The sequence below is a fragment of the Caballeronia udeis genome (assembly GCF_044909315.1).
GTDB classification, from domain to species: Bacteria; Pseudomonadota; Gammaproteobacteria; order Burkholderiales; family Burkholderiaceae; genus Caballeronia; species Caballeronia udeis_A.
Genome location: NZ_JBIYEB010000009.1, coordinates 271,674 through 290,008, shown reverse-complemented (window position 1 = coordinate 290,008; position 18,335 = coordinate 271,674). Strand labels below are relative to the sequence as shown.

Genomic DNA, 18,335 nt, shown 5'->3' with positions numbered 1-18,335 from the left:
TTGACCGGTGCCAATCGCAATGACATCACACAATTGTTGCCGCTCATTGACGCGATTCCACCCATCCGCGGTATTCGAGGCCGCCCTTTGAAAAAACCTCAAGCCGTCTACGCCGATCGCGGATACGACTCCGACGTACACCGGCAGAAATTGCGCGATCGGGGTATCAAACCCGTTCTCGCAAAGCGCCGCTCCGAGCATGGCAGCGGCCTCGGGAAATATCGATGGGTAGTCGAACGTACGCATGCTTGGTTCCATAATTTCCATCGTCTTCGAGTGCGCTACGAACGACTTGCCAAGATCCATGAAGCCTTCCTGAAGTTCGCCGTTTGCCTCATCTGTTGGAGTGCTCTCAAGCGATCTGTTCAGCCTTTTTGAAACCGTCTCTTAGTGTCCACAGCGTGCAGTTTTAATTCATGGGTGCCCCAAAAGCACGGTGCTCGCCAGAGCGACGGATGTGTGAACCCCTCCTTCTCCGAACACGGATACCCACACGCTTCGCCACCAGTGATTGAACCTGCCCAAGGAGCACCCCGCGCTATCCGCGAACAACCTTCCACCGAATTTGTACGCACGTCGAACCACGTTGCCAACCCACCAAGAAACGAGGCTGAAAAATGCGTGAGACCGCGACCCGCGAGAATAACCGGGCAACTCAAGCAACTCGAGCAGCCAACTCACCAAGAAGTGAAGCTATAAATACACGTGATGCCGCGCTGGTTCCTCAGCATTGGTGCTTGCCCGAGAGCACTGGTGGCGAAGCGTGTTCATGTCAGGATTCGCGAGAAGGAGGGGTTCAAACATCCGTGGCTCTGGCGAGCACCGTGCTTTTGGGACACCTATGAATAAAAACTGCACGCTGTGGACACTTAGGGTAGTGCGGTCAAAGCGTTTTCTTTGCTTCGTTTCTTTGTCGCTTTGGACAAAGAAATGACGCGCCGCCACGCGCAGTGGCTAATAGTGATAAAGAGAAAATCCGACTCAGGCCGACCACTAACACCGAAAGCAGCAACCCGGCATTGACTCAGACCGCTAACCTAGGAACTGAGCAACCCGGCACTGACCCCGACCACTAACCCCGGAAAACCCACCCCGCCAAACCCCGTTCACCGGCGCGAGCGAAAAACCAACTCCTATGGTTGCGCCCCGGCATAATAAACCGCCGCTGCATCGATTTCCTCCGGCGTCATATTCCGTGCAACATTACGCATCTGCTCGTTGATATCGTTATGACGCGTGTCGTTCGCGAAGGCCTGCAATTGCGCCCGCGTGTACGCAGCAGGCATGCCCTCAAGCCACGGGCTCCCCGCCTTGTGGTCAATACCACCATGACACGACGCACAGGAAGCAATGTTTCGCATTGGCGCACCGCCGGACACAATATCCGGCACGGGCACGGCCGGCGCCGCATCGGAGCGCAACGCCACCGGTCTCGGCAAGTACGCGTAATAAGCGGAGAGATCGCGCATGTCCTGGTCGCTCAGGTTCGAAACCATAGGCGACATCACAGCATTACGGCGTGCGCCGGACTGAAAGTCGAGCAATTGCTTGTAGATCACGGAAGCATACTGGCCCGCGAGATTCGGCGAGTTGGCATCGCTCATGCCTCGCACACCGTGACACATGGTGCAACGCATCGACAAGGTCGCGCCGCGGCCGATCGACGTGCTGCTCGGCTGCGCCAGCAGTTGCGGCGTCATGGCCACCGAGCTGGTTTGCACCAGCGGCACGGGCGTGGCCGACGAAGCGCGCAACCATTGCTGCGGGACGCCCGCGGCGCTGCAGATCGCGTTCCAGACGCCCTGAAAGGGTTGATCGCTTTGGGCCGAAGGCAGCCATATGAAACCCACGGCCGCCGAGAACACGACCAGCCCAAGCATGCCGCCAACCGTGACCGTGAACCACCGGTTGCGTAACGAGAACAGGCGCTCATCGCTCATCGCTGCGGCCCTCCAATCTGGATCGCGGGGATGGATGTATCCGCGCGAAATAGCAGCGATGCGACCGGATAACCGTAGTTGAAGAGCGTGAGGCCAATCATCAGCGCAAGCCACAAGCCAAAGCTGTTCAACGCAACCGGAATGGTCTTCGATTCATGCACTGCCTTGCTGAACGTGTACGCTTCAACCACGCTCCTCGGCGCGCGGTGGTTGCGAATCAGCACGATGAAAAACATCACGGCCGAGACAACCAGGATCAGGCCGCCGATAGTCGAGATGATCACCGACAACGCCTGTTCAGCGATCTCCGGGTCCGTGTAGTCGAAGAAGGCCATGCGCCGCGGCATACCGAGAATGCCCGCGAAATGCCACGGGAACGTCAGCACGATCATGCCGATGAGCCACAGCCACAACTGCTGGCGCATCAGCTTCAATTGCGTCATCGCACGGCCGGTGAGATGCGGCCACAGATCATAGGCGATCGCGAAATACATGATGACGATCGCCCCGCCGAAGATCAGATGAAAGTGACCCGTGACCCACTGCGTGTTGTGAACAGTCGAGTCGAGCTGGTAGCTCATGTTGATAATGCCGCCCGCTCCGCCAAAGCCAAGCATCACGAATGAAAACGCTAGCGCGAGCATCAACGGATTGTCCCAGGGCAACGCCTTGATCCAGCCAAAGGTACCCCGTCCGCCGCGCAAGCGCGCCGCAATTTCAACCGATGCGCAGATGGTGAACACCGTCAGCATAGTCGGCACCGCAACCAGCGCCGTGAACACCGAATGCATGAACTTGAAACCCGAACCCACTTGCGGATCGGCGAACAGATGGTGGATGCCGATCGGCATGGACACAACCAGGAACAGGATGAACGAGATGCGCGCCATCGAATCGCTGTACAGACGCCCGCCAATCGCTCGCGGCAGGATCGTGTAATACGCTATGTACGCGGGCATCAGCCAGAAGTAGACAATCGCGTGAAGGGACCACGAGAAGAACACGCGGGCAAGGCCGGCGTCGATCGTCGTCTTGAAGCCAAGCGCCACGGGCAGGATCTGGAACAGGATCTCGATAGCCGCACCCACCGCGGTCCAGCCCCATAAATAAGCCCCGGCCAGGGTGGCAAACATGGCAAGCGGTACCGGCACACCCTTGTGCTCGCGTTTCCATACCGCAAGGTTGATCGACATCAGCGTGACCCAGATCCAGGACCCGACCACCACCAGCACAATGCCGATGTAGAAGAACGCATTGGCGATCATCGGCGGATAGAAGGTGTAGAGGACCGACGCAAGGCCCATGGCGACGGGGACCATGGCGGTGACCGTACCCACGGCCACGAGGATAAAACCGGCCCATGCCCAGCGCGCTCCGACCAGCGGTTTCTTGAGCGCGAGTTCGGTCACTGCGTAACCGAAACCCATTGCGATCAGCGTAGGAAACACGTAGGCCATGGCCGAACCGTGCGCCGTGACCGAGCGATAGTAGAGTTCCGGATTCTTCAGCCACGGGTGCAGCGGACTGCGCACCCACATTTGCCACGCGCCGAGCAGCAACGCGCCGCCGAAGCTGATGAAACCCAGCCAGAAATGCGCGAGAACGAGTCGCTTGCTATTTAACACAACTAAGTCTCCGCGAACCGTTAGCGTTTGCCATCTTGAGGAAGGCCGTTTTATCGATCACCTTGACATGCGCCCACATACCCTGATGCCCGGTGCCGCAGAACTCGTGGCAAGGCATCAGATGCTCGCCGGGCTGCGTGAACGTGCTCTTGAACGTGGAGATATAGCCGGGCTCGAGCATCGAATTGATATTCGTGTTCGTGATCAGGAATCCATGCACCACGTCTGCGCTGGTGGCGCGAAAGGTGATGGGGGTGTCGGTTGGAATGAGCAGGCACTGCGGCGTGAACGAATACTGCTGCGCGACGATCCGCACGGTGACCGACCCGTCCGCTTCAATCGCGCTGCCCAGGTTGCTTTCAATGAATTCACCGCTTACGTTGAGCGTTTCAGGCCGCACGGTCTCCACCCTGGATGGCGGCATCATGGCCCAGTGCAGACCGGTGAAGATCGTCATGGCGACCAGCACGCAGAGAATGATGACGACAAGAAGCGCCCACTTGCGCTCGATGCGCGCGGCAATGTCGGCAGACGCATGCGACGGGTGTTCAGTGCTCATTGGATAACGCCGCGGGGTAGGAAGACCAGGAAATAGAACACAAACCACAAGCCGATCACAATGGCCGTTGCCGCGCCCGCCAGCGCAATGGCGCCGTGCGGGCCGTCTCTCACGATCTCGTCGACGGCGGCATCTTCTTTCTCGGAATCAGTCATGACGTCCTCAGTAAAGGGGGGCTGAGCGCAAGGTGTTGACCTCCTTGACGCTGACCGGCGTGCCGTGATTACCCCAGGCCGTGCGGATATACGTGACCACCGCCGCGACCTCCACGTCAGAGAGCGACTGGGCAAACGGCGGCATGCCGTAGGGCATCGGGTTCTTCTTCGTGCCGGGCGCGTATCCGCCATTCAGCACCATGCGGATAGGATTCACCGACGACGTCATCTGAATGGACTGGTTGTTCGCCAGGGGCGGAAAATGCGGCAGCTTGCCCTGCCCTTGCGACGCGTGGCACAGCGCGCATTGGGCGTCGTAGATCTTCTTGCCCAGCGGCGAAAGGCTGGTCTGTTGCTCGGCAACAGCCGCGGTTACCGGCGCAGGCTTCTCGCCAGCACGCGCAGGCAGCGTCTTCATATAGACCGCTACCGCGCGAATATCTTCGTCCGTCAAATACTGGAAGCTGTCGTACACGACCTCGGCCATGGGCCCATATACTGCCCCACGGTTCGACACACCCGACTGCAGCAGGTCCGATATGTCCTCGACGCTCCAGTCGCCCAGCCCCGCTTCCTTGTTCGATGTGAGCGACGGCGCATACCAGTTCTGCACGGGAATCAGGCCGCCTTCGAAGCGCTTGGAAGGCGAGTTGCCGCCTAGCGCATTGATCGCGGTATGACACATCGTGCAATGGCCCAGCCCTTCGACGAGGTAAGCGCCGCGGTTCCATTCCACCGATTGCGTGGTATCCGGCTGGTATTCACCGGGCTTCATGTACAACAGGCGCCACCCATAGAGCAATGAGCGCTGGTCGAACGGAAATCGCAATTCATGCGCGCGATTGGGCTGATGAATGGGCGGCGTGGACAACAGGTACGCGTAGATCGCGTCGGAGTCGTCGCGCGAGACCTTGGTGTACGAGGCAAACGGCATGGCGGGATACAGCAGCTCGCCATCGCGCGACTTGCCGGTATGCATCATGGTGTAGAACTCAGCCGAGGTCCACTTGCCGATACCGGTCTCTTTGTCCGATGAAATGTTCGGCGTATAGAGCGTGCCGAACGGTGTTTCCATCGCGCGGCCGCCACCGAATAGTTTGCCCGCGAGGACTGTATGGCACGCGATGCAATCGCCGGCGCGAGCGAGATATTCGCCACGGGCAATCACTGAGGGATCGGCCGCTCGTGCATTCAAGGTGAGGATGCAAGCGCAAACAAGCATTAGGGCACGGAAACTGAACACGTCTATTTCCTCGCCTATTGATTAGGAACAGTGCCGCAAACCAGCGGCGTCTTGAGCGACCCCGCCGCCACTGGCGCCGGATTCTCCGGCGCGGGCAGCGAAGCCAGATAGGCAGCGATAGCCGTGATGTCCCGGTCGGCCAGTTTCGTGGCGATGTCATGCATGCAATCGGGAGCAAGCGTGGTGCGTGTGCCGTAACGCCATGCTCCCAACTGTGCGCTGATGTAGTCGGAGTGCAGTCCCAGCAAGCCAGGAATAGCCGGCTCCATGCCGGTCAGTGCCGCACCGTGACACGCGGCGCATGCAGGAATCTTGCGTGATGCAGCACCGCTATTTATTAGACTCTTGCCTAACGCTAGCGTCGCGGTATCCGCGGTCACTCGCGCAGGCGTGGGAAATGGCAGATGCTCGGCGGCGAAATACTCCGCAATCTTCATCAGATACGGGTCAGGGAGATACGCCAATAAATAATTCATTGGCGGATATTTGCGGCGGCCGTCTCTGAAGGCCAGCAATTGGTTGTAAAGATAACCAGCGGGTTTACCTGAGAGCCGCGGGTAATAATCATTGCTCGTGCCTTCACCCTGCGCGCCGTGGCATGCCGCACAACCAAGCACGCGCGCCTGCATGGTGTCAGGCGCTTTCTCGGCCGGCGCCTCGCCGGCGGCGAATGCATGTAATGCATGCAGGCTTGAACCTGCGAGCAGCACTAGTGTTAAGAGGACGCTGCGTATGCCCACCGTTGTATCCCTCGATCGGGTTTTTGTGTCTGCAGTATTTCGCTAAAGCTAATTTTTTATAACCACGCCACTGCCCTGGTAAGTGAGCTTAAAGCACTTGGGGCAATTTGCCGAGCGCTAAGATTCACACGATTTCACGCATTATTAATCAATATTGAGATGATTCAACATGTCGAAATAATGAGCTTTGATGTTCAATGATCCATGTCAAATAATCCGCATTATTTCGCTGGCTTCGGCATTTTTTAAAGCATTTCGTTAGCGTGCGGATAGTTGGCTCGTGCATAAGCCGGTGTTCGGCTTTTTAGCTGACGCGCTTAAGGGAACGAAGCCCGGAGGGTTCGGCACTGGTTACCTGAAATTAGGCCGAATCGGCTATTTATAAGGTCCAGTCAAACGCCTAATCTTACTCATGTCGCGCCAACCCGCGCATCGACCCAATCAAAGGAGCTGTCATGCAAACCCGTCTGGACTTCTACAAAGCGAACCCGTCCGCCATCAAGACCCTGGTTGCGGTGGAAGAATTTATCGGCAAGTCATCGGTGGAAAAATCGCTGGCGGAGCTGGTTCGCCTGCGTGCATCGCAGATCAATGGCTGTGCATTCTGCGTCGACATGCATACAACAGATGCCCGCAAGGGCGGCGAGACCGATCGCCGGCTGGCAGCCGTGGTGGTATGGCGTGAGACACCGTTCTTCACGGACCGCGAACGCGCGGCGCTGGAATGGACCGAAGCGCTTACGCTGGTCTCGCACGGCCATGTACCCGATTCCGTCTGGGAAGCCGTGCAGCCGCATTTCTCTGAACAGGAAATCGTAGACCTGACGCTGCTTGTATCGCAGATCAACAGCTGGAACCGTTTTGCAATCGCGTTCCGCAAGATGCCCGCCTGATCAACTGAGGTCTTATTCATGAGTCGAATCAAAACCGCGGTCGCTGCGCTGATGTTCACCCTTTGCGGCGTCGCCCATGCAGATGACACGGGCCAGGAAAAGATCCAGCCGGTCATGCGACAGGCGATTCCCGAAGCGGCGGGCAAGAACGTGCTTGTCGCGACAGTGAGTTATGCGCCAGGACAGGCGTCTGAGGCGCATATGCACCGTGGATCAGTCTTCGCGTACGTGCTCGAAGGCCACGTGGTGTCGCAGCTCGAGGGTTCTGCCGCGAAAACCTATGGACCAGGCGAGTCATGGTATGAGGCGCCGGGTTCACATCATCTGGTCTCGCGAAATGCCAGTGCGGTCGAGCCTGCCAAGCTGCTGGTAATGGCGTTTGTGGGTGAGCGCGACCCGGTCAAGTTGCCGATTCCAAAGTAGGCGGCAAGGCGCAGACAATGAACCGTTCTGCGCCGCCCTCCCCACTGGTCGTCATTACGCATCATTCGCAGCGGTGATGTACGACAGTTGCATGACCACCAGCAGCGTGGTCCAGCCCGTTCAGGACCCTGCATAGATATTGCAGAAGCTGACCGGACCGACACAGGTTTCGGGACTTTGCGTACCGTTAAGCTTGACGCGTGGCGCACTCATGGTAGAACCAGCCGCAACGCCGCCATACGCGCCCGCATTTTTCTGCTGATTCGCGACCTGGTTCTGAAACACCGGGCTGATATCCGGATACGATGAATTCGATACGTATTCCGAACCATTCTGCTGTGCTTCCACCAGTTGCTGGCGAACTTCGGAACGGGTCAGTCCTTGCGCGAACGCGCTTGAGGAAACAAGGACGGCGGTGGACAACGTAAGCCAGGCAAGTGTCTTCATTTTCGACTCCAATATGTTTAACGGGTTGGTACAAGGGCTAACCCATTTCCCGCCGGACTTATTCCTGAGTTGTCGAAAATAAATAGCGACCTGCCTGCACGATGTCGGCGCTTAAGACAAACGCCGCTGCACAAAAAAACCGCCGGAGCACCAACTCCGGCGGCCGCATGATTCTGCTTCTGGTGAAACGCAAACGCCTAGAGCGCTTGCACCTGCACGGGCGCACCCGGCTTGCCCGACACTTGCGGTGCAATCACCAGGTAGCGCCGTTTGTCCGCAGGATGACTCACACCCGGCACGACTACCTGACGGATCTGCCCAATTGCGTTGACGATCGCCGCGCCGGCCGGGTTGGTCATGAACAATGCAAGCGATTCAACATTGCCGCTGCCATCGGCGTTATCGGAAAGACCCAGTACGTACGGCGATTTCGGCTGCAAGCCAGTCGCCGATGCCTGCAGCACCTGCAGCAAACCCTGATCGAACAAGGCGACGCTGGTCGGCACCACGTCCGCCGTTTGACCCGTCCCGACCGGCACCAGGCTGAGGTGCGCGCTCTCGCCCGCCAATCCAAGCGGTTGCGTGTTCTGCGTACCATCGCCTTCAGGCACCGCGTTCGGCACATAGACAACCGCTTGCGGCGCCTGCCCGATGGGCACCGTAGCGATAACCTTGTTGGTCAGGGTATCGATAGCGGTCATCCCATCTGCATTTTCCAGGCCGACATACACGCGGCTGCCATCGCCTGACGGCCAGATTCCATGCGGCAGCTTGCCGACCGGGATGGTCGTGACCTGCGAGAAGTCGTCGGTACGGAACACCTTCACCTGATTCAGGCCACCGACGGTCACATAAGCAAAGGTACCGTTGGCGTTATGCACGATGTTGACGTGGTTCGTGATCGGGCCTGTGTCAAGCACCTTTAGCGTGGCGAACGGCGGACGCGCGTCGAAGACCTGCGTCTTGCCCGTATCTTTCAGCGTGAACCAGACCTGCTTGCCGTCGGGCGTGGCCGCAATGTTCGGGCAGAACGGACTCACCTGCGTGACCTTGCCGACCAGCTTGTGATCGGCCACGGAGATCACGTCCACTTCAGGATTGAACGACGAGCACACGTACCCGTACTTGCCGTCGGGCGAGAAAATCTGCATGCCCGGTCCCGCAGGCGTGACGATGCGGGTCTTCTCCTCGAACGTGTGACCATCCAGCACCGACACATAGTTTTCACCCCGCACGGTCACCCAGACCTCGTTGCCGTCCGGCGTGAAAAACGCTTCGTGGGGTGCCCTCCCCACATAGGTCACATGCTTGACGGCATTGGTCTGCGTATCGATGAACGAAACCGAGTTCGAGCCGATCGAGACCACCGCAAGCGTGCGATGGTCCGGCGAGAAACCCATGCCGTGCACCAGCACCTGCCCCTTGTACAACGGGCTGAAATTGCCCGGCGACGGATCGCCCAGACGAATCACGCCGACCAGTTTGTTGTCGACGGGGTCCGTGACGGAGACCGTGTTGGAGAACTGTTCGGCCGCATAGACGCGGTCGTGGTGGCTGATCGCCACATCAGGTGCTGACGCGGAATCGGGCGCCTGGCCCGCGCAGGCAAGCTGCGGCATGGTGCCGAAAGCGGCGGTCGCGAACACCGTCATCACGACGGAAAACAGAGTGGCTCGTTTCATTTCATCTCCTGATCCATGCGCATTGGCATGGGCATTGTTGTGCTGGACGCGGGTTGGACGGGTACTGCGTTTGCCGGTGCCCGACCTTGACCTTGATCCGGTGCCGGCGCTGAGGGAGGCAATGGTTGACCGAGCGCGAGGCGCATGGCGGTGATTTCCTGCTGTTGCTCAACGATGATTTCCTGAGCTATCCGGCGTAATTGCTCGTTGTGCCCATAGCGCAGTTCGACCTGCGCCATATCAATCGCGCCTTGATGATGCGGAATCATCATCGCGGTGAAATCACGATCGACGTCGCCGCTCGGCTTGACGGACATCCCGTCCATCATGCGCGTCATCGCCTGGTCGTTTTCAGCGAGGAACGGTGTTTCCGGGCCTCCGTTCGCCGCGCCTGCAGCATGGGCTGCGGAAGCGGCTGAACCCAGCGCAACGGCGGCAACGGACAGTGCCGCGGCCGCGACGCATCGGGCACGCAAGACCGTAATGAAATTGGAAGCCATGAACATTCACCTCGAAGAACGGGTGTGAAGACATCAATGCCAGCGCTAACCCCTTTCCACAACTCTTTATTCCACGATTTTTCGCAACCGGCAAAGAACGCAGCCGGCGTCCCACAGGCAATTCAGCACGAATAGTCGTAATCTTGTATAAGATTTTCCGTTAAGAACACCGATAAAAATCCCCATGACAACTGGAGTTGCAGATGACGACGCTTTCCATCAACGGCGAATCTCACACGGTCGACGCCCCACCCGACATGCCGCTTCTCTGGGTGCTGCGCGATCTGGTTGGTCTCACGGGCACTAAATTCGGCTGCGGTATCGCGCAATGCGGCGCATGCACCGTGCACCTCGACGGGCAGGCAGTGCGCTCCTGCGTGTTGCCGGTCGCAGCGGTGGGAACACGCAAGGTGACGACCATCGAGGCCGTCAGCACCACGCCCGCAGGCAAGAAAGTCCAGGACGCGTGGGTCGCGCTCGATGTTGTGCAGTGCGGGTACTGTCAGTCGGGTCAGGTAATGTCGGCGGCTTCGCTGATCGCCTCGAACCCGAACCCTTCGGATGCCGATATCGACGCTGCCATGACGGGCAACATCTGCCGCTGCGGCACGTACAACCGTATCCGTGCCGCGGTCAAGCACGCCGCCAAGGGGGCGTGACATGTCGCGAGGATTACTTGATGCACAGAACCGCCGCGCACCTGACGGCCTGAATCGGCGCACATTTTTAAAGCTCGGGGTATCGGTTGGCGCAGCGGTTGGCGGCGGCTTGCTGCTGGGATTCAGCTTGCCCGCCGCGAGCCAGGGTGAAACGCCCCAAGGCAAATCGGTGATCGGCGGCGACGGCAACGAAGCGCCGCAAAGTGGCGTATTCGAACCCAACGCGTTTGTGCAGATCGACGCGGCCGGCAAGGTGACGCTGGTGATTCCCAAGGTCGAAATGGGCCAGGGAATCTATACGTCCATCCCCATGCTGATCGCGGAAGAACTGGAAGTGCCGCTGGACAGCGTGGTGATCGATCACGCGCCGCCCAACGAAAAGCTCTTCATGGACCCGTTACTTGGCGGCCAGCTGACCGGTGGCTCGACGTCGATCCGCTATGCATGGGAGCCCATGCGAAAGGCCGGCGCCACCGCCCGGGTGATGCTCATTTCCGCGGCGGCGCAGCAATGGCAGGTCGACCCGGCGTCGTGCCATGCGGAGAAAGGCGAAGTGGTTCATGCCGCAAGCAGTCGCCGGATTGGCTACGGACAACTTGTCGATGCTGCCACGAAACTGCCTGCACCGCAGAACGTGCCGCTTAAAGACCCAAAGGATTTCAAGCTGATCGGCACCGCTGCCAAGCGTCTCGACTCGCCTGAAAAAGTGGACGGCACGGCCATGTTCGGACTCGACGTCCGCGTGCCGGGCATGGTCTATGCCGCCATTGTGAATAGCCCGGTGTTCGGCGGGACGCTCGCGTCTGTCGACGACACCAACGCGAAGAAGATCCCCGGCGTTCGCCAGGTGATCCGGCTCGACAACGGCGTGGCCGTGATCGGCGACCATACGTGGGCCGCCAAGCGCGGCGCGGCGGCGCTCGACATCAAATGGAATGAAGGCCGCGGTGCGGACTTTTCTACGGCCAAGGTGGTGCAGCAACTCGCCGATGCATCGAAGCGCGATGGCGCGGTGGCACGCAAGGACGGCGACGTGAAGAAGGGCTTCAATGACGCCAAGACCCGCGTTGATGCGGTGTACCAGCAACCCTTCCTTGCGCACGCCACCATGGAGCCGGTGAACTGCACCGTGTCCGTGCGCGCTGACGGCTGCGATATCTGGGTCGGCACGCAAGTGCCCACGCGTGCGGTGGATACGGCAGTAAAGATCACCGGCCTCACCGCCGACAAGATCACCGTGCACAACCACTTGCTCGGCGGCGGCTTCGGACGCCGGCTGGAGACCGATTTCATCGCTCAGGCGCTGAAGGTCGGCAAGCAGGTCGGCACGCCCGTGAAGATCACGTGGACGCGTGAGGAGGACGTCCAGCACGACATGTATCGCCCGTATTACTACGACGTCATCTCCGCCGGCCTCGATGCCAACGGCCGTCCGGTCGCGTGGCAACATCGCATAGTGGGGTCGTCCGTGATGGCGCGTTTCGCTCCGCCTGCGTTCAAGAACGGCCTCGACCCGGACGCGGTGGAAGTTGCCGCCGACCTGCCCTACGACCTCCCGAACCAGTTTATCGACTATGTGCGGCAGGAACCCATGGACGTGCCCACCGCGTTCTGGCGCGGCGTCGGTCCGACTCGCGGCACCTTCGTGGTCGAGAGTTTCATGGACGAGCTGGCCGCGCAGGCAAAAGTCGATCCGGTCAAGTATCGTCACGACCTGCTGGGCAAAACGCCGCGCGCCCAGAACGTGCTCGACGTCGCCGCCCGTGAAGCCGGCTGGGGCAACACGCCGCCCAAGGGCCAGGGACGCGGGGTATCGGTAATGCACGCGTTCGGCAGCTTCTTCGGCATGGTGGTGGACGTCACCGTGAACGGCGACGGCGAAGTGGCCGTGAACCGCGTGGTATGCGCAGTGGATTGCGGCATGGTGGTCAATCCGAACACTATCGAGGCGCAGATCCAGGGCGGCATTATCTTCGGCATCACGGCAGCGCTTTATAGCGAAATCACGATCAAGGACGGCCGCGTAGAACAATCCAACTTTACGGATTACCGAATGCTGCGGATTAACCAGACACCGCCTATCGAGGTGCATATCGTCAAGAGCGGCGAGGCGCCGGGAGGCATTGGCGAACCGGGTACCGCAGCACTCGCGCCCGCGCTGACCAACGCGATTTTTGCCGCTACCGGCAAGCGCTTGCGGCAGTTGCCCGTCGGCCGTCAACTGCAAAGCGCATGAGGGAACACACAATGATCAAACATCTTGTTGCCTCCCTCGCACTTTCGCTTGGCTTGCCCCTTCTGGCTCATGCCGCTGCGAACGACGATCCGCTTGTTGCCCGTGGCGCCTATCTCGCGAAGGTGGGCGATTGCGTCGCCTGTCATTCCGCGCCCAAAGGCAAGCCGTTTGCCGGCGGCCTGCCGATGAGCACGCCCATGGGCAAGATCTATACGACCAACATCACGCCCGACCCGGATACGGGTATTGGTAAATGGAGCGAAGAGGACTTCGAAAAAGCGTTGCGCCAAGGCGTGGCGAAGGATGGTCACAACCTTTATCCGGCCATGCCATATACGTCCTATGCGAAGGTCCGCGACGACGACGTGAAGGCGCTCTATGCGTACTTCATGCACGGTGTCGCGCCGGTGAACCAGGCGAACCGGCCGTCGGATATTCCATTCCCTCTGAACATGCGCTGGCCGCTCAAGTTCTGGAACATGGTGTTCCTCGATAAAGGGGTCTATCGCGACAAGGACAGCAAGGATGTTGCGTGGAATCGCGGTGCCTATCTGATCCAGGGACTGGGCCATTGCAGCGCATGTCACACGCCTCGCGGCATTGCGTTCCAGGAAAAGGCGCTGGATGAAAGCGGCAGCGCCTGGCTTACGGGCGGTGCGCTCGACGGCTGGTTTGCGTCGAACCTGACGGGCGAGCAAAACGTCGGGCTGGGGCGCTGGTCGGATGCTGACCTGACCGCGTTCCTGAAGACCGGAGCGAACGCGCATGCGTCGGCGTTCGGGTCCATGACCGATGTGATCAACCACAGCACCCAGGGCATGGACGATCAGGATCTGGCAGCCATGTCCGCGTATCTGAAGTCGTTGCCGCCGGCCGGTGGCACGAATGCACCGGCCTACGCCTACGATCCGAAGGCCACTACCGCACTGCTGCAACATCCGGCCAATGACGCGGGCGCGAAGGTGTATACCGCGTATTGCATGCATTGCCACGGTGTGGATGGCCGCGCATTCGCACCACTGCTTGCTCCGCTGGCGGGCAATCCGAACGTGATGGAGACGGATGCCTCGTCGTTGATCAACGTCACGCTGAACGGCACGCACGACCTCGTGATACAAGGCATTCCCGCAGCGTATCCAATGCCGAAATACGCGCCGGTGCTAAGCGATCAGCAGATCGCCGACGTGCTCACGTTCATTCGCGCCGGATGGAACAACGGTGCGCCCGCCGTTGCGGCAGCCGATGTCGCGAAGCTGCGCAAGACGACGCAGGCATCGCAGTAAGTCGGTTTGGTCTCGGCAAAAGCGGCGGCGGATTTTCGAGTCCGCTGCCGCTTTACGTAGACATGGACACATGGTTCAGACAACGTTATAGGGATTTTAGGAATGCTGATTACTGTGTTTACGAGGTCCTTCTCCAACTATGGTGGGTGATAGAGAGCGCGAAATGGAACCATTTGGATGAGTTGGCGTCTCATTGTTTTTCACGGCCATACAGATACATGCGCACGACTCTCGCACTCTTGTGTTTTTCGACTTTTGCAGGTTCTGCCGGCGCTCAAGTTGCCAACAGCATCACATCAACTGGATCATCTAGCACTCAATTTACTTCCCCCTTGTCGCGCAATATTGAAAGTGGCACGAATGCGCCTCAAGTAACTTCGGAGCAAGGGCGTTGTCTGGAACTCAACGGGGCCATCAACCAGGCAGTCGCTTCGCCTGACCGTAAAAACGTTGTCGTTCAAGGTTATGGTCCAGATGGAAAGCCGCGAAATGAATTGCGAGAATACGATAAACGAGCAACTCTCGAATCTGAGTACCGGAAACAGGGGTGCCGATAAATAGTTGCCAATCTTCCAATTAAACAGCCTGATTCGCGCGATGCGCGTCAAAGCACGTGGCTACAGAAATAAAGAGCGTTTCAAGAACGCCACCCTATTTCCCTGCGGTCAACTGGATATGCAGATCGCCCCCCATATTTTGGGAAGGACCATTTGCACGCGGAAAATCGCTATGCGAAGACAGCATCCCTGTTATCGACCACTCGATCAACGGCTGGTCGCCGCACACATATAGCGGATGACGCGGTGCGCCATTTTTCGTCATGCCGAGGCAGGTGAGTTGCGCGCCTGCATGGCGCAGCAGCTTCATGACCGCTGTCACCCGGTCGTCCCTGGCGTTCGCACCCCAGCCACACACGACGAGTCCGTGCGTCACCGCCATCTCGTACAGGTAGTCGTCGTTGTCCGGACCAACCGGGTCGTGATGCAGCCACAGCGCCGCCGGGTCGGTCGAGCGCAACGCGTACAGGTTCACGACGGTGATGCCGTCGAATCTCCATGAAGACGCAAAGCAACGACAGCGCCTGATAGTCGGGTCGTCGAGCGTGGCGTCAGCCGTGCTCGGATTCAGCATGAGAAACATCACCTTTCCGCGTTTGCCTGACGGCGTGTCGTCCGCGCGCGTCAGCACGTAGCGATACGTGCCGCAAGGACTGATGATCGCGCTCATAATGAGGTTCCTCGATGAGCAGGGAGACGGCCATGCATCAAGACGTTGAAGTGGGCGACTACCTTCTGACTATAAACGTCGCGCCGAAAAACGACCCTGCCGGCGCAGAAAATATTGATGGCTTTAGCGTCCGCGTGACGGTGACCCGCCATGATGGCACGCCGGTCCGAGGTTCAACGCACGCGGAAGATTCCGGCGAATTGACCGGGGCTCACGGGCCCTACGTCACGGTGGCGGACGCCGTTGCGCACGGTGAAGCATGGGGTAGACACTTCGTCGCGCGCGTGTTGGGCGGGGCGGTCTAGTTCCCATTTGTTTGGCGCGGGCTCCTGAGGGTGGAGGTTTCCATGTGGGAAAGAATTGACTACAAAGGCTTCGAGATCTGGGTGCTGCCGATCCTTGCATACGGACCTCCCACGCCAGATACCCCCTACCACTACAACGGCTACGTATGCCGACCCGGCGCCGACCTGCGTCATGCCGGCCAACGCACGCAATTTTATGAGCTCGGCAATGTGTTTGAGACTGAAGCAAAGGCACTTGATGCGGCCTATCACGCGGGGCGCGACCTGGTCGACACGCTGACTGACAACGCTGAGTAGTAGCGTCGAAGCGCGTGAGCGGCTGATGCTGGCGGCCATTCCGGCCACTCACGGCAAAAGCTGGGATGCCCGCGCGTATGCAAGCTTATGCATGCTGCATTGCACAGAATTGCTCTATGTGCGGCAAGCCATCAGGCGGCGGATTTCAAGTCCGCCGCTTTTTCATCGCTGCGATGCCACGCTCAGCAACACCGGTTTATCTCGGTAAAGCGTCGGGAAGAGACGCTTCAGGTTCTCGACTTTCGGCAGGTCGTTGATCGCGATATACGGCGCATCCGGATGCAGCGTCAAATAGTTCTGGTGATAAGACTCGGCAGGATAAAAACCCTTGAGCGGGTCTGTCTTGGTCACGATCGGCGCGGGAAAAACATGCGTCTTGTCGAGCTGCGCAATATAACTTTGCGCGATGTGTTTTTGCATGTCGTTGGCCGGGAAGATGGCCGAACGATATTGCGTGCCGCTATCCGGCCCTTGCCGGTTCAATTCCGTCGGATCGTGCGCTACCGAGAAATAGATCTGCAGCAGCTTGCCGTAGGTGATCCTGGCCGGGTCGTAGGTAATCTGCACGGACTCGGCGTGACCCGTCTGGCCGCCGCTGACGGTTTCATATTGCGCGGTCTGGGGCTGACCGCCGGCGTAACCCGCCACAACCTTCGTCACGCCGTTCACGTGCTGGAACACGCCTTGAACACCCCAGAAACAACCGCCTGCCAGCACGGCGGTTTCCTCGTGCGCGCCATTCGCGGGTTCGTCGAGCGCGGGCGGCGCAATGACGACCGCGGCTTCTGAAGAATGTGCCAGATGCATGGAGGCGAACAGGATGCCGGCACCCAGGCCGACAGCCGTCAACAGCGCAGCGCAGCGCGAGCGCAGGAACGTTGCAGGATTTTTCTTCGTGGAAATCATGGAGAGCCTCCGGGGTTCAGGACGACGCGCTGTACCCGGCGCCCGGCACCCAAGCGCCGGCCGGGCGCCCAGGCGTCCTCCTCTTGCCTTATGTTAGCTCGCCCGGCGACGTGTGGAAGCTTGATGACAAAGATGTCATCGAAAGGTCAGGAAGGGGACCTGACGAAGTGCGGCAAAAGCCGAAGTGCCGCAGCAGCCATTCAAGCAAACGCACCCACGACAATCCGCGCCGCCGACGCCACCACGTCGTCACGCGCCTTCGCACCCTGCTCTCGCTGAGTCAGATAGATGGCCATGACAATGGGCGGTTTTCCCGGTGGCCAAATGACGCCGATATCGTTTGTCGTACCGTAGTCGCCCGAACCGGTCTTGTCGCCAATCATCCAATGCGCAGGCATTGCCGCGGCGATTTTGCCGGCACCCGTGGTATTGCCCAGCAGCCATGTCTGCAGTTGGCTGCGTTGCGAAGTGCCGAGCGCATCGCCTAGCGTCACGCGCTGGAGGCTGCGCGCCATCGCTGCGGGGGTCGACGTGTCGCGCGGGTCGCCGGGTATTGCCGAGTTCAGATCCGGTTCCCAGCGGTCGAGGTGGAACTGGCTGTCGCCTATTGAGCGCGCGTACGCCGTCACCGTCTCCGGGCCGCCGACCAGTTTCATCAGCAGGTTGGCGGCTGTGTTGTCGCTGTATTGCAGCGCGGCGGCGCAGAGTTCCGCGACCGTCATGCCCGTAGCAATCTGTTTTTTGGTGATCGGCGCCCAGGACAGGAGTTCGCTGCGCGCATAGTGGATCCGGCGCTCAAGCAAGCCCTTTTGAAGCGGACTCTCGCTCTGTTCGAGGACCGCGGACACCAGCATTAATTTGAAGGTGCTGCAAAGCGGGAAACGCTCGTCCGCGCGATAGTTCACCTGCTTGCCGTCAGCGGTGTTCAGGGCTGCAACGCCAAGGCGTCCTCCAGCACTGCTTTCCAGTTGCTTCAACTGGTCTTCGGCGAGTGAGCTGCCGGTGGCCGAATGCCACGACGTACACGCGCTGACAAAGGGGATCATGGCAGCAGCCATCAGCAATGAACGGCGGCGCGGGGAATAAACAATTGAATGTTGCATCGGGTAGGAAACAGGCGAAAGCTTTGCGGAAGTGTCGTGAATCAGGGGGTGAATAACGAGCAGGAAATGCTCGTTGCCGAAGCTTACAGGCCGGACACGGAAAGCACAAACC

At 59.5% G+C, this 18,335-nt stretch carries 20 protein-coding genes; 8 read left to right on the top strand and 12 right to left on the bottom strand.

Features of this window, described 5'->3' with window-relative positions; all coding sequences use genetic code 11:
• On the top strand, positions 1–378 hold a 378-nt coding region (locus ABH944_RS17380), incomplete at its 5' end, for an IS5 family transposase (RefSeq protein ID WP_404608772.1).
• A 755-nt stretch (positions 379–1,133) separates the two neighbouring features.
• Here the strand turns inward: ABH944_RS17380 and ABH944_RS17375 are convergent.
• The 6 genes from ABH944_RS17375 to ABH944_RS17350 are packed head-to-tail and all read right to left on the bottom strand — an operon-like array spanning position 1,134 to position 6,151.
• Entirely contained in the window at positions 1,134–1,940 is an 807-nt protein-coding gene (locus ABH944_RS17375; RefSeq protein WP_404609426.1) for a c-type cytochrome, read from the bottom strand.
• Complete coding sequence (locus tag ABH944_RS17370; RefSeq protein WP_404609424.1) at positions 1,937–3,565, bottom strand: b(o/a)3-type cytochrome-c oxidase subunit 1; 1,629 nt, start codon at positions 3,563–3,565, stop codon at positions 1,937–1,939. Before ABH944_RS17370 ends, ABH944_RS17375 begins: the two co-directional genes overlap by 4 nt.
• A complete protein-coding gene (locus tag ABH944_RS17365; protein WP_404609422.1) occupies positions 3,555–4,124 on the bottom strand; it encodes a cupredoxin domain-containing protein in 570 nt (189 codons plus the stop codon). The genes ABH944_RS17370 and ABH944_RS17365 overlap by 11 nt, the downstream gene beginning before the upstream one ends.
• The gene (locus tag ABH944_RS17360; RefSeq protein WP_404609420.1) at positions 4,121–4,279 is read right to left on the bottom strand and encodes a hypothetical protein; all 159 of its coding nucleotides are present in this window, start codon (positions 4,277–4,279) and stop codon (positions 4,121–4,123) included. The genes ABH944_RS17365 and ABH944_RS17360 overlap by 4 nt, the downstream gene beginning before the upstream one ends.
• A gap of 7 nt (positions 4,280–4,286) precedes the next feature.
• Positions 4,287–5,501, bottom strand: coding sequence for a c-type cytochrome (locus ABH944_RS17355; protein ID WP_404609455.1), 1,215 nt, complete (start codon positions 5,499–5,501; stop codon positions 4,287–4,289).
• Between the two features lie 35 nt (positions 5,502–5,536).
• Positions 5,537–6,151 (bottom strand): c-type cytochrome, encoded by a 615-nt coding sequence (locus ABH944_RS17350; protein ID WP_404609454.1) that lies wholly within the window; start codon positions 6,149–6,151, stop codon positions 5,537–5,539.
• Positions 6,152–6,717: 566 nt separating this feature from the next.
• On the opposite strand from ABH944_RS17350, the gene ABH944_RS17345 reads away from it, so the two are divergent.
• Positions 6,718–7,155 (top strand): carboxymuconolactone decarboxylase family protein, encoded by a 438-nt coding sequence (locus ABH944_RS17345; RefSeq protein WP_404609418.1) that lies wholly within the window; start codon positions 6,718–6,720, stop codon positions 7,153–7,155.
• Between the two features lie 18 nt (positions 7,156–7,173).
• A complete protein-coding gene (locus tag ABH944_RS17340) occupies positions 7,174–7,578 on the top strand; it encodes a cupin domain-containing protein (RefSeq protein ID WP_404609416.1) in 405 nt (134 codons plus the stop codon).
• 120 nt (positions 7,579–7,698) lie between these two features.
• Here the strand turns inward: ABH944_RS17340 and ABH944_RS17335 are convergent, their stop codons facing one another.
• The 3 genes from ABH944_RS17335 to ABH944_RS17325 form a co-directional block, all read right to left on the bottom strand.
• On the bottom strand, positions 7,699–8,025 hold the full coding sequence (locus ABH944_RS17335) for a DUF4148 domain-containing protein (protein WP_404609414.1): 327 nt from the start codon (positions 8,023–8,025) through the stop codon (positions 7,699–7,701).
• Positions 8,026–8,222: 197 nt separating this feature from the next.
• Positions 8,223–9,677, bottom strand: a complete 1,455-nt coding sequence (locus tag ABH944_RS17330; protein ID WP_404609452.1) for a YncE family protein — start codon at positions 9,675–9,677, stop codon at positions 8,223–8,225.
• Between the two features lie 26 nt (positions 9,678–9,703).
• Positions 9,704–10,207 carry a DUF305 domain-containing protein gene (locus ABH944_RS17325; protein WP_404609413.1) on the bottom strand — a complete coding sequence of 168 codons (504 nt, stop codon included), beginning with the start codon at positions 10,205–10,207 and terminating at the stop codon, positions 9,704–9,706.
• 203 nt (positions 10,208–10,410) lie between these two features.
• Between ABH944_RS17325 and ABH944_RS17320 the strand changes: the two genes are divergently transcribed.
• The 3 genes from ABH944_RS17320 to ABH944_RS17310 are packed head-to-tail and all read left to right on the top strand — an operon-like array spanning position 10,411 to position 14,385.
• Positions 10,411–10,866, top strand: a complete 456-nt coding sequence (locus ABH944_RS17320; protein ID WP_404609411.1) for a (2Fe-2S)-binding protein — start codon at positions 10,411–10,413, stop codon at positions 10,864–10,866.
• Position 10,867: 1 nt separating this feature from the next.
• Complete coding sequence (locus ABH944_RS17315) at positions 10,868–13,102, top strand: xanthine dehydrogenase family protein molybdopterin-binding subunit (RefSeq protein ID WP_404609409.1); 2,235 nt, start codon at positions 10,868–10,870, stop codon at positions 13,100–13,102.
• Between the two features lie 11 nt (positions 13,103–13,113).
• The gene (locus ABH944_RS17310; protein ID WP_404609407.1) at positions 13,114–14,385 is read left to right on the top strand and encodes a c-type cytochrome; all 1,272 of its coding nucleotides are present in this window, start codon (positions 13,114–13,116) and stop codon (positions 14,383–14,385) included.
• 651 nt (positions 14,386–15,036) lie between these two features.
• Here the strand turns inward: ABH944_RS17310 and ABH944_RS17305 are convergent.
• Entirely contained in the window at positions 15,037–15,612 is a 576-nt protein-coding gene (locus ABH944_RS17305) for a DUF1643 domain-containing protein (protein ID WP_404609405.1), read from the bottom strand.
• Positions 15,613–15,644: 32 nt separating this feature from the next.
• On the opposite strand from ABH944_RS17305, the gene ABH944_RS17300 reads away from it, so the two are divergent.
• Positions 15,645–15,917: a hypothetical protein gene (locus ABH944_RS17300; protein ID WP_404609403.1), complete on the top strand. Its 273-nt coding sequence runs from the start codon at positions 15,645–15,647 to the stop codon at positions 15,915–15,917.
• A 42-nt stretch (positions 15,918–15,959) separates the two neighbouring features.
• A complete protein-coding gene (locus ABH944_RS17295; protein WP_097270001.1) occupies positions 15,960–16,214 on the top strand; it encodes a hypothetical protein in 255 nt (84 codons plus the stop codon).
• Between the two features lie 162 nt (positions 16,215–16,376).
• On the opposite strand, the gene msrA is transcribed toward ABH944_RS17295, so the two are convergent.
• On the bottom strand, positions 16,377–17,120 hold the full coding sequence (msrA, locus tag ABH944_RS17290; RefSeq protein ID WP_404609401.1) for a peptide-methionine (S)-S-oxide reductase MsrA: 744 nt from the start codon (positions 17,118–17,120) through the stop codon (positions 16,377–16,379).
• A 200-nt stretch (positions 17,121–17,320) separates the two neighbouring features.
• Positions 17,321–18,211, bottom strand: a complete 891-nt coding sequence (bla, locus tag ABH944_RS17285) for a class A beta-lactamase (RefSeq protein WP_404609450.1) — start codon at positions 18,209–18,211, stop codon at positions 17,321–17,323.
• Between the last annotated feature and the right edge of the window lie 124 nt (positions 18,212–18,335).